This is a genomic window from Paenibacillus sp. CECT 9249, assembly GCF_918697855.1.
Lineage (GTDB): Bacteria > Bacillota > Bacilli > Paenibacillales > Paenibacillaceae > MSJ-34.
Map to the genome: position 1 here is coordinate 18,114 of NZ_CAKKLI010000021.1, position 12,189 is coordinate 30,302.

Sequence of the window (12,189 nt, forward strand, 5' to 3'; positions counted from 1 at the left end):
GGCATTGCCTGATGCAAGAGAAGCCGCCGCCGCAGGGGGCGGTTTTCGCTTCATAGGCGGAGGAGGGAGAACACGATGACGAAAGCCGTTTTGCAGATGAACGGCATTTCCAAAGCGTTTAACGGCGTGGAAGTGCTGAAACAGGTCGATTTCTCGGTCGACCGGGGGGAAGTGCATGCGCTGGTTGGCGGCAACGGTGCGGGCAAATCGACGTTAATGAAAATTTTGACCGGTGTGTATGTGGGAGATTCGGGAGAAATCCGCATCGACGGAAAGCCTGTACATATTAACGAAATGAACGATGCTCGCCGAAACGGCATCTCGATGATTTTTCAGGAATTCAGCCTGATCCCGACCCTGACGGTAGCGCAAAACATTTTCATGGGCAGGGAGCCGCGGACGTCCCTCGGTTTTATCGACGACAAAGCTTGTGCGAACCTCGCGCGGGAATTGCTGGCGGAACTTCGGGTTGATGTCGATCCCAACGCAACGGTGGAAAGTCTGGGCGTCGGTTACTGGCAGATGACGGAAATTGCCAAGGCGATTTCGCAGGATACGAAAATATTAATTATGGACGAACCGACCTCGTCTCTCACGACGAAAGAAACCGAAGTGCTGTTTGACCTCATGGATCGCCTGAAGAAGAAAGGCATTTCGATTATTTATATTTCTCACCGAATGGACGAAATTTTGCATGTTTGCGACCGGGCGACGGTATTGCGCGACGGCAAAAACGTCATTACCGCGCCGTGTGCGGAATTGACCATGGATGAACTGGTAGGGCATATTATCGGCGGAAATATGAAGAACGCCTTCGATTGGAAAGAAAGGGCCGGTACGCCCGGCGACAAAGCGGTATTGCAAGTAAAGGACTTATATATCGGCAACCGTGTGAACGGAGTGTCGTTCGATCTGCGCGAGGGCGAAGTGCTCGGATTCGCCGGTCTGATGGGAAGCGGGCGGACGGAAACGATGCGCGGATTGTTCGGGATCGATCCGATCGATCGCGGCGAAATGATCGTCGGGGGCAAAAAAATAACGCTCAAATCGCCGCGCGACGCGATCAAGGCGGGCTTGGCGCTCGTGCCGGAAGACCGCAGGGTGCAAGGCTTGATACTCGAGCATAGCGTGAAGGACAACATGCTGCTTCCGATATTGTCGAAGCTGTTAAAGGGGCTTTTCATCGACGATAAGCGGGGCAAAGAGATTGCGGAGAAATATGTGGATGAATTGAGCATCAAGACCGACGACATCTATAAATCTTCCCATCTGTTGTCGGGCGGCAATCAGCAGAAAATCATTTTGGCCAAATGGCTGGCGAACGATCCGCAAATCTTCATCTTGGACGAGCCTACCATCGGGGTAGATATCGGGGCGAAATCGGAGATCATCGAAATGATTCGGCGATTGGCCGATAGCGGCAAATCGATTATCGTCGTATCGTCGGAGCTTGCGGAATTGAATGCGGTATGCGATCGAGTGCTAGTGATGAAGGACGGCGCGATCTCACAGGAATTGCTGCGCAAAGATCTAACTTCAGAGGAGGTATTGGAACATGCAGTCCAAAGTTAATTCAGCCGCCGCCGGAGCGAAACGGGCGTTCGATTGGCGGAAATACATCGTTTATATCGCCTTCGCCGCCGTATTTATCATTTTTTCGGTCACCTTGCACGACCAAGGATTTTTATCGAGCATGAATCTGATGAATATTATTCGGCAGACGGCGATGATATCGATTATGGCGGTAGCGATGACATTCGTTATTTCCGCGGCGGAAATCGATCTTTCGGTCGGCTCGACGGTGGCGTTGGCATCGTTAACGACGGCGCTTACGCTCGACGCCGGATACAGCCTAATCGTGGCGGTTCTCGTGGGCCTGGCGACGGGAGCGGCAGTCGGTTTCGTCAACGGGATCTTGGTGACCCGTGTCGCGATTCCTTCGTTTCTCGTCACGCTCGGCATGATGGGAATCGGACGCGGCTTGGCCATGTGGATCACCAATACGGCGCCGGTGCCGATCTTGAACGATCAATACAATTTTCTGTTCGGATCCGGGGATATCGGCCCGATTCCGCTTCTATTGATTTGGACGATTCTGGTTGTCATCGGCGGCCATATTCTGTTGCGCAAAACGAAATTCGGACGTGAAACGCTGGCGACGGGCGGCAATCAGAACGCGGCCCGATTCACAGGGGTCAATACCGCCAAAATCAAGCTGCTTGTGTTCATCGGCAGCGGAATGATGGCAGGTTTGGCGGGGATGCTGTATGCGGGACGCATGCAATCCGGACGCTTTACGTTCGGCGAGGGCGACGAATTGTCGGTCATCGCAGCGGTCATCTTGGGCGGTACAAGTTTGTTCGGCGGTGTAGGAACGGTGATCGGTACGGTCATCGGTTCCTTGATGATCGGCATGATCAATAACGGATTAATTATTATGGGCCTCGATGTCAGTCAGCAGATGGTCATTAAAGGGCTAATTATTATACTGGCAGTGGCGTTTGGCCGTAAAACGATGAAGAGATAAGGCCAATCGCTTGCGGATAGGAGATACATACTATGTTTCGCGGAAAAATCGTAGTAAAGTCGGTTACGTTTTTGTCGTTGTTGTTAGTTATTTTAGTAGCAATTTTCATCTTCGCGGCGAGTCAGCGGGAGTCGAAAATTTATTACGAGCAATTGCAAACGGAATTTAAAGTGATTGCCAACCTGTTCGAGCATCAGAGCGATCTGATTGAAAGGGCGAGAGCGCGAATCGACGCGCAGGCCGATTGGAGTACGGACCCGGACGCCCGGGCGTTGAAGGCGTACTTGGATCGGATTGTCGGCGAGGGGAAAGTTGTCAACAGTTTCGTATATTACCCCGATACGTTCGAGAAGAACGGCAAAATGCACGTTCGCTTCTTGCAAGCCAACGATGATGTGGAGAAGATGGGTTTTGTCCCGCAAACGGAATATGAATTGCCCGATGAATTCGTGGAGGCTTTCGGACAGATTGAGAAAACAGGCATCGGCTCGACGGGATTGTACAAAGACGAGTACGGAGCGTGGTTGACCATACTGGCTCCGCTTCATGACGCCGGCGGGAAGCGTATCGCTTATTTGGGCATCGATTTCCTCTTGGACGAGATCGTAGCGGATCTTAACGCTTCGTTCTGGTCATTGACGCTCATCGGCGTCATCGCCGGCGGCATATGCATCATACTCATCGGCGCGCTGATCCGCTTTACGCTGCGCGGCGTTCTGGCGTTGAACCGCACGACCATGCAGGCTGCCGAGGGCGATCTGACGGTGGAAATTCCAAGTGCGGGACGCGACGAAATCGGCAAGTTGGCGGAAAATTTCAAACGCATGATTGAGAACATTCGCGCGATTATCATCAACGTGCAAGATACGGTCCATAAAGTAACCAATTCTTCGGAGACGTTGCAGGAAGCTGCCGGCGGTTCGGCGGCGGCGACGGACGAGTTGGTCGGTTCGTTAAAATCATTGGCGGTCGGTGCGGAGGGCCAAACGGTGAGCGCGCAGGAAAGCGAACGAGTCATGGAAGAAATGGCGATCGGCATTCAGAGAATTGCGGAAGCGGCTTCCATCGTAGCGGAACTATCGACTGCGGTAGCGAAGGAAGCGGAGCAGGGAGCGGTCATCGTCGCCGAGGCGACGGGTCAAATGGAGCAAATCAATGAAACCGCCGGGGAAACGGTCACGGCGATGAAAGACCTGCAAATGCATTCGGACGAGATCGCCCAGGCGGTTACGGCGATCGGCGGGATCGCCACGCAGACGAATTTGCTGGCGCTTAACGCCAGCATCGAAGCGGCGCGCGCGGGCGAGCACGGCAAAGGATTCGCCGTCGTAGCGGAGGAAATCCGGAAGCTCGCGAACCAGTCGAAGCTCGCGTCCGAGAAAATCGTCGAAATGCTGGAACATATACGACGTTATACGGACAGAGCCGTAGCAACGACGGACGCCGCCGTGCGCGAAGTGAAGCGGGGCACGGAAACGACGGGCGCAGCCAGCGAGACTTTCGGACGAATCGTGGCTTCGATCCGTCATGTGGCGGACCAAGCGCAGGAAGTGTCGGCGGCTACGGAACAAATGTCCGCCAGCTCCGAAGAAGTTGCGGCCTCGATTGCCGAATCGGCGCGAATTGCCAATGAGGCGTCGCAACTCGTTCGTACGGCATCGAGCGCTTCCGAGCGGCAGTTGGCCGCGATGAAGGAAATATCCGCCCTGGCGTTGGATCTCCGCGACGCAGCTCAAACGGCCAAGCGGGATGCGGACAAGTTCAAGACGGCAGCCTCAGCGAGACAAGACTAAAACAACGGCTGCGCGGCAAGCTTGCCGGATAGCGCGCCTTTTGTGGCAGGAGAGGATTATGTAATGAAAGCATACATTGCATTGGATATCGGAGGCACCTTCGTGAAATACGGACTGGTGACGGAGCAAGGGGAGGTACTCGTAAGCGACCGAATGCCGACGAACCCGGAAGAGGGCCGGGAGCGGCTGGTCGCAAGGCTGGTCGAGACGGCGGAGCGTCTTCGCGGCGCGGCAGAGGGGCTTCACGTTGCGGGTATCGGCGTCAGTACGGCGGGCATCGTCGATTCGTCGACCGGTGAAGTGGTCGGCGGCGTGGAGAATATACCGCACTGGAAGCATGTCCAAGTGAAGCGCGAGTTGGAGAGCCGCACCGGCCTGGAAACGAAGGTCGTCAACGACGTGAACGCCATGGCGTTAGGCGAAGCGTGGATGGGAGCGGGCCGGGGCGAGAAGACGTTTGTCTGCATTGCGCTTGGGACGGGAGTCGGCGGCGCGATTGTCATCGATTCGAAGCTGTACGAAGGCGCTCGGTTCCGTGCGGCGGAGATCGGTTATATGCGGACGAACGCGTCGCAGACCGATTGTTACGAGCGGCGCGCGGCGACGTCGGCGCTCGTCCGGCGGGCGCGCGAGCTTCTGCCGGCCGGAGCGGCGGCGCCCCGGGAGCTTGACGGCAAGGCGATCTTTCAACAAGCTCTGGCGGGCGACGCCTATTACGGGGAGTCATTGAACGCTTGGTTGGACGATGTCGCCCAGGGAATCGCGGATGTCATCTGCATGCTCGATCCCGGATTGATTATCGTAGGCGGCGGGGTGTCGGAGCAAAAGACGTTTCTGACCGAACGCCTTGCCGCGATCGTCGAGCGGTATTTGCCGGAGGATTTGCGCGGGGGCACCGCCATCGTGCCGGCGGTCTGCGGCAACAAGGCGGGGATGCTCGGCGCCGTCAGCTTATTTGTCAACGAACGCGCAGGCGCGGAGGAATGAACATAATGATGGAATCGAGCGGATCGGTTCCGCCAAATCTCTATCCTATCGGGATAGGGATTTTTTTTCGGCTTCGGGAAATTGCTGTCTGGACCGTATGTCCGCAACTGTCCGAAATCGGGCGGTTTGTCACAATTACCGCGAACTTGGGAGCGGGGCAATTGAGAACCGAGAAGCTTGAACGAATAGCAACGTCCCTTTTCCGGGCTTTTGTCGAAATCCCCTTCGTTCAGAAAACGATAAGTAAAAATAATAGAACAAAAGTAAGATGCGGCGGATTTCATCCCGCACAGGATGTCTTTATACTGGGAATAGATTTACACCGAATAGCAGAGGGGGAACTTGAGTTGAGAAAAATAGGGCAATGGACGCTCGCCATATGTTTGATTGCGGCCCTGTTGACGGGATGCGCATCGGGCAAAGGGAACGGCGGCGAAGCAACCGGCGGCGCCGCGCCGGAGAAGAAGCAGTCCCTGGTCATCTGGACGCTGCAGCAAGCGGATGTCAATATTCAAGAGGCGCAGGAAAATGCGGCCAAATCGTTCGAGGAAAAGTTCAACGCGGAAGTGCAAATTACGGCATTCCCGTACGATCAGTTAAAGAGCAAGCTTCTGCCTGCCGTCGCGGGCGATGAAGGTCCCGACGTGCTGTTGTTGGATCAAATCTGGATCGCCCAATATGCGGCAGCCAATTATATTGTGCCATTGGGCGATTATTTGAACGGTTCGAGCATCAAAGCCGAAGATTATTTCGACGGGGCTTGGGGCGCCGGCTCTTATCAAAATAAAGTGTATGCGATTCCATTCGACGTAGGCGTCTGGGGAGTCCTTTACTACAACAAAGATATGTTCAAGGCCGCCGGCCTCGATCCCGAGAAGCCTCCGGTTACATGGGACGAGTTTCTGCAATATGGAGAGAAGTTGACGAAAGACGGCAAGTACGGCACGTCCAACTGGGCGGGAAGCAGCGAATCCGTGCAATGTCTCGTGGATGCGTTCACGGTGGCCGCCGGCGGAAAGCTGCTTGACGAATCCGGCAAGAAGATTCTGATCAACGAAGAGCCGGGCGTGAAGGCGCTGCAATTCTGGGCGGACATGAACAAGATCAGCCCTCCCGGAAGCGTAGGGAAGAACGAAGAGGATGCCATGACGTTGTTCACGAGCGGGCAAACGGCGATGACCATATACGGAGAATGGGGACAGGACACGATCAAGACGAGAGCTCCGAATATGAACTACGGGGTTGCGAATTTGCCGAAGCCTGAGGGCGGCGAATCGATCGGCACCTTCGGCGGGTTCAACCTGGCGATTAACGCGAACTCGAAAAATAAAGAATTGGCATGGGAATTCATTCAATATTCGACCAATCATGAAAACCAGAAGAACATTACGATGCTGACGCCGGCGCATAAGCAAGCGGCCAAAGAATATTTGGAAGAGAAGCGGCAATTCCCGGATGTCATCTATCAACAATTGACGACGGCCACCTACCGTCCGAATGTCGCCAACTATCCGGCCATCGCCGATCTGCAGCTGCAAGCGACGCAGAAAGTAATGATCGGCGAGATGAGCGCGAAGGACGCTTTGCAGGAAGCCGCGGACAAAATTAACGCGCTTCTGAACAAATAATCGACACAGCGAAGGCGCTGCCATGGATCGCCAATCGTTTGGCGCAGCGCCTTCTTCATATTTAAGGGAACTGACGGGAGTGAGACATACATGAAGACACGCTCGAATTTGTTCGGCTACCTGTTCATTGGACCATCGATATTCCTGCTCGTCGTACTATTGTTTATTCCTTTGCTCTATTCGCTTCACATCTCGCTGCAGGATACGGATCTGACGCATGGAGCGCCGAAATGGATCGGCTTATCCGGTTATGTGGATTCATGGAAGAACGGGGAGCTTTGGAGAGTAGGGAAGCAATCGGTCGTTTGGACTGTGTGCGTTGCTTTCTTTCAGGTCGTGATCGGGCTGTTGGCTGCGCTATTGCTGAACCGCAAATTTCCGCTCCGATGGCTTGTGCGGGGGCTTGTGCTGCTGCCTTGGGTATTGCCCGGCGTCATCGCCGCGCTGACTTGGAGACTGGTGTACGACTCGCAATTCGGGTTTCTCAACTCGTTAATCGCCAAGCTGGGATTCGGCATGCATGCGACGGATTGGCTCGGCACGCCGGGGCTCGCGATGTTCTCCGTCATTCTGGCCGCCATCTGGAAAGGCTTTCCGTTCGCCATGCTGATGTTGCTGGCGGCGCTGCAAAGCGTTCCGCAAGATCAATACGAAGCGGCGAAAATCGACGGAGCGGACGGGTGGAAGCAGTTCGTTCACGTCACGCTGCCGTCGATATCCGGCGTGCTCAAGACGGTCGTGCTGCTCGTCTCGATCTGGACGTTCAATTATTTCGAGATGATCTACGTCTTGACCGGGGGCGGGCCGATTCGATCGACGCATATCGCGCCTACCTACATCTACGAGCTTAGCTTCGGCCACTTTAATTTCGGGGAAGCTTCGCGGGTATCGGTCATCAGCTTCCTGTTTATCTTTTTGATCAGCCTTATTCTCATTCGGCAAATGCATAAGAACGAAAGAAATTGAGGGATGTTGATATGATAATAAAGCGCCTGGGATCTCGGATTTTGTTCGCGGGAGGAATATTGCTGCTGCTCTTTTTCTCCCTGTTTCCGTTTATGCAAATGCTGTCGACTTCGCTGAAGCCTGCCGACCAATTGTTCGCCGTACCGCCGGTCTGGATTCCCGAGCAAGTGACGTTTGACAATTTTGCGGCCGCTTGGCAGCATCAGCAATTCGCCCATTATTTTATAAACAGTTTATTCGTATCCGTCGTCACCTGCGTTCTCGTCATCGTCGTGTCGGTGCTGGCCGCATACGGCTTCACCCGGCTGGAGTTTGCAGGCAGGAAATTTTTCCTGAACGTCATTCTGGTCAGCCAAATGTTCTGCATTAGCGCGATTGTCATTCCGCTATACAAAATCGTAAGCTCGCTGGGGCTGCTCAATACGTTTCCCGGATTGATTCTGGCGTATATGGCTTTCACGGTACCCGTGGCGGTATGGCTGCTGCGCAGCTTCATGCTTCATATTCCGGTCGATCTGGAAGAGTCGGCCATGATGGAAGGGGCGTCCAAACTGCAGGCGTTCGTCAAAGTCGTTGTGCCGCTGCTCCGTCCCGGCATCGGGGCGACAGCCGCTTACGTGTTCCTGCTCACATGGCAGGAGTTCCTGTTCTCGCTAGTTTTCATGACCGAACCTTCCAAACGGACGCTGCCGATCGGCATTATGGATTTCAAAGGGCAATACGAAACGAATTGGGGAACCATGATGGCCGCTTCCATCGTCATCTCGATTCCGGTCTTTATTCTGTTCCTCATTATTCAACGCCAACTGATCTCGGGATTGACAGAAGGGGCTACGAAAGGTTAAATAGACTCAGTAAACGCGCAAACAAAGGAGAGTACGGACGCATGAACATACACAGTTTGCGTTTCAAGCTGATCGTTTATTTCCTGATTCTGATCTGTCTGCCCCTGGGCGTCGTTTCCTTTTTCGCTTATCAAAGTTCCACCGCCATCATTGAAGATAAAGTAAGCGAGTCGGTCGCAACCAACTTGCGCATGCTGGAGGAAAGCGTCGAATCGGTTCTAAGGGAGTCGCGGTATAGCGTGACTCCGTTTCTCATTAATATTCCATACCGCCAATTTCTGCAAAAAGAGATCGATTTGACCGATTACGGCGATCTTTCCCGGATCAATCAAATTATGAGCGAAATGAATTCGATTCAGAATTCCGCCCGCAATATTTATTCGATCAGGCTGTACAACAGCCGCAACCGAATGCTGCTTACCTCGGAGAAAACGATGTATTTTTACCCCAATAACGAGGTGCTGCATATCGAAGGGCTGCTGGCGCGCGGAGCGGCGTCTCCCCATTGGCATCTGGAAAATGAGGCCGGTTTCACGTACATGACCAGAAAGGCGAACTATATTACGTACCCGATCCGGCTCGATCCGACCGACGACGGTACGATTTTATTCGTTCATGTAAGCGAATACACGATATCCGATTATATTAAAAAAATCAATGCAAACGACAACGGGATGAAAATGCTGGTATTGACCAACGACGGCCAAAGCTTAAGCCATACCGAGGACGACGGCTTGCTTCCGCCTTTGCGGTTCGGCGAATCGCCTTCTTTTCTGAAAAACAGCAAGCTGATCGAAGAACAGGAGCAAGGCAGTTTTACCGAGAAGGTGGGCGGGGAAGACCTGCTGGTCGTATTCAATACTTCGCAAAGCACGGGCTTTAAATATTTGGCGTTCGTTCCCCGCGAAGACTGGAATCGGGAAGTCGTCAATTTGCGCAACGACATCGCACTCGTGGCCGCCATTGCGGTCGGTGCCATGCTGATCTTGTCCTTTCTGTTCATAGAACATATCTATCGTCCGATGTTCCGGTTGCTAAGCGCCATGAAACAGTTTGCCGTCAAGAAGGATTTCGGCTACCAGATCGAGGAGAAGCGGAAAGACGAGTTCGGGATTTTGTTCGAGGGCTTCAACCGCATGACGCAAAATTTGCAGCAGCTCGTGAAAAATCTATATGAAGAGAAGCTGCTGAAGCAGGAATTCGAGCTCCGGCTGATGCAATCCAAGATTAATCCTCATTTTTTGTACAATACGCTCAATTCGATTTATTCGATCGCCAAAATTCACGGGGTGCGGGAAGTGTCGGAGATGACGTACGCTTTGTCGCATTTTTTCCGGCATAGCCTGAAGGGAGACGATTGGATTACGGTCAAGGAAATGCTCGACCATATCCAATATTATTTGCGCATCCAGAAGATCCGATATCGCGATAAATTCGAGGTGACGATCGATGTGGAAGACGAATTGATGGAGATGCCGATCCTCAAGCTGCTGCTGCAGCCGCTGGTCGAGAACGCCATCATTCACGGCATCGAGATGAAGAAGGGCAAAGGAACGATCGAGGTTACCGGATACCGGACGGGCGACGATGTCGTATTCGCCGTCAGCGACGACGGACTCGGCATGACGGAGGAACGACTGGAGGAAGTGAGGAAGCATTTGGAGTCGGGCGTGCAGTCATCCGACGACATATTCGCGCTGACGAATGTCAATAACCGCATCAAACATTATTACGGCCAGCAATACGGATTGCAAATCTACAGCCAACCGGGCCAAGGCACAACGTTGGAAGTGATCTTGCCGCAACGTGGGGGAGGGAATCATGTATAGTCTCTTGATAGCCGAAGACGAAAGCTGGATGCGCGAAGTGCTTGTCAACGCCGATTATTGGAAGCATTGCGGGATTACCCGCATTTTCGAAGCGGGCAACGGAGAGGATGCGTACGGCATTTTGCAAACGGAGAAGGTCGATTTCCTGCTGTCGGATATCCGCATGCCGATCATGGACGGCCTGGAGCTATTGTCCCGCATTCAGGATACCCATCCCGAGACGATCAAAGTGATGCTGACCGGATTCGACGATTTCGAATATGTTCGCACCGCCATGCGTTTGGACGCCCACGATTATATGTTGAAGCCGGTTCATGACGAGGAAATGCTGCAATTATTCCTCCGGCTTGCCCGGCAGAAGAACGAACGGCAAGCGGAGAAGCTTAGGCGGGCCGCGGAAGAATCGAAATGGAACCACGGCAGGCAAATGCTGCGGGAGCAGTTGCTCGCAAGCTGGTTCTCGGGCAAGAAGACGGACGAGAACGGGATTCGGCAGCAGTGCCGGGAGCTCGGCATTCATTGGCAGGCGGACCGTTATGTCGTTATGCTGCTTGAAGCGGACCGGCTCCATGCGTTGCTGGAACGTTACAGCCGCCGCGATTTCAATCTGTTGTATTACGGCATCCGGAACATCGCGGAGGAATACGTGAAGGAAAGCGGCAGGCAATATTACCTGTTCGAACTGGACGAAAGGATCGTTATCTGGTGCGAGTCGACGGAACATGCGCAAGACATGGAAAGCATGCTGGAGCGGATAAGGGAGAGCGTGAAACGGTTTATTAAAGTATCCGTTTCGGTCGGCGTCAGCGGCAGGCACGAGTCGGAGAGCGAAGTGTTCCAGGCGTACATGGAAGCGTTGAATTCGCTCAAGATGAAAATGTATTACGGGAACGACCGCGCGACGTTCTACGAGAGCCTCATTCTTGAGGATCGCCGGAAGACGTTCGGACGGGACTTGCAGGTAAAGCTGTTCAATTGCATAACCGCGGGGCAGGTGGAAGAAACGGAAGCGCTGCTTGCGGAACTGTTCGGCGAAATCCGCCGCAACCCGGTCCCGGCACAGCAAATGGACGAGATGCTGCAGGCGATGGCGCATATGCTGCGGGAGAGCCGCGAGCGAGCGCCGGAGGCGGAGTCGGGCCATGCGTTCGACGAATGGCTGGCTAAAGCCCGCACATTCGATATGCTTGACGAGCTCCGGCAGTTCGTGACGGAAGCTTTTATGGCGGCGGCATCCGAAGGGGCCAAACAGAAGATGCAGCGCAAGAGCAAGCTGATTGTCGACGTGCTTCATTACTTGGAAGAGCACTATATGGAAGACATATCGCTGCAGAAGCTAGCGGAGCGTTTTTTCGTTAACGCCTCTTACTTGAGCCGGTTGTTCAAGGAAGAGGTCGGGGAAATTTTCACCAAGCATGTAATGCGGCTTCGCATCGAGCGCGCCTGCCGACTGCTGCGAACGACCCATATGAAGGTGTATGAAGTGAGCGAAGCGGTCGGATATCGGGACGTCAAGTATTTCAATAAAATTTTTAAGGATATTACCGGCATGACGCCTGCCGATCATCGCAGTTTGTCAAACACCTAAAAAGAATAGAAGAAAAGTAAAAACCG

At 53.7% G+C, this 12,189-nt stretch carries 9 protein-coding genes; all 9 read left to right on the forward strand.

The genetic code is table 11. From position 1 onward, the window contains the following. The first annotated feature begins 75 nt into the window (after positions 1 to 75). The 9 genes from LQ229_RS15505 to LQ229_RS15545 all read left to right on the forward strand — a co-directional run bounded on the left by LQ229_RS15505 (position 76) and on the right by LQ229_RS15545 (position 12,163). Positions 76 to 1,572, forward strand: a complete 1,497-nt coding sequence (locus LQ229_RS15505) for a sugar ABC transporter ATP-binding protein (protein ID WP_230192222.1) — start codon at positions 76 to 78, stop codon at positions 1,570 to 1,572. After that, on the forward strand, positions 1,556 to 2,527 hold the full coding sequence (locus tag LQ229_RS15510; RefSeq protein WP_216538285.1) for an ABC transporter permease: 972 nt from the start codon (positions 1,556 to 1,558) through the stop codon (positions 2,525 to 2,527). The genes LQ229_RS15505 and LQ229_RS15510 overlap by 17 nt, the downstream gene beginning before the upstream one ends. A 32-nt stretch (positions 2,528 to 2,559) precedes the next feature. Further along, positions 2,560 to 4,320: a methyl-accepting chemotaxis protein gene (locus LQ229_RS15515; protein WP_216538286.1), complete on the forward strand. Its 1,761-nt coding sequence runs from the start codon at positions 2,560 to 2,562 to the stop codon at positions 4,318 to 4,320. Positions 4,321 to 4,383: 63 nt separating this feature from the next. Continuing rightward, on the forward strand, positions 4,384 to 5,307 hold the full coding sequence (locus LQ229_RS15520) for an ROK family protein (RefSeq protein ID WP_216538287.1): 924 nt from the start codon (positions 4,384 to 4,386) through the stop codon (positions 5,305 to 5,307). 347 nt (positions 5,308 to 5,654) lie between these two features. Next, a complete protein-coding gene (locus LQ229_RS15525) occupies positions 5,655 to 6,935 on the forward strand; it encodes an ABC transporter substrate-binding protein (protein ID WP_216538288.1) in 1,281 nt (426 codons plus the stop codon). A gap of 90 nt (positions 6,936 to 7,025) precedes the next feature. Then, a complete protein-coding gene (locus LQ229_RS15530) occupies positions 7,026 to 7,901 on the forward strand; it encodes a sugar ABC transporter permease (RefSeq protein WP_216538289.1) in 876 nt (291 codons plus the stop codon). 11 nt (positions 7,902 to 7,912) lie between these two features. Further along, positions 7,913 to 8,746 carry a carbohydrate ABC transporter permease gene (locus LQ229_RS15535; RefSeq protein WP_216538290.1) on the forward strand — a complete coding sequence of 278 codons (834 nt, stop codon included), beginning with the start codon at positions 7,913 to 7,915 and terminating at the stop codon, positions 8,744 to 8,746. 41 nt (positions 8,747 to 8,787) lie between these two features. After that, on the forward strand, positions 8,788 to 10,575 hold the full coding sequence (locus LQ229_RS15540; protein ID WP_216538291.1) for a histidine kinase: 1,788 nt from the start codon (positions 8,788 to 8,790) through the stop codon (positions 10,573 to 10,575). Continuing rightward, positions 10,568 to 12,163 carry a response regulator gene (locus LQ229_RS15545; RefSeq protein ID WP_230192223.1) on the forward strand — a complete coding sequence of 532 codons (1,596 nt, stop codon included), beginning with the start codon at positions 10,568 to 10,570 and terminating at the stop codon, positions 12,161 to 12,163. The genes LQ229_RS15540 and LQ229_RS15545 overlap by 8 nt, the downstream gene beginning before the upstream one ends. The last annotated feature ends 26 nt before the right edge of the window (positions 12,164 to 12,189 follow it).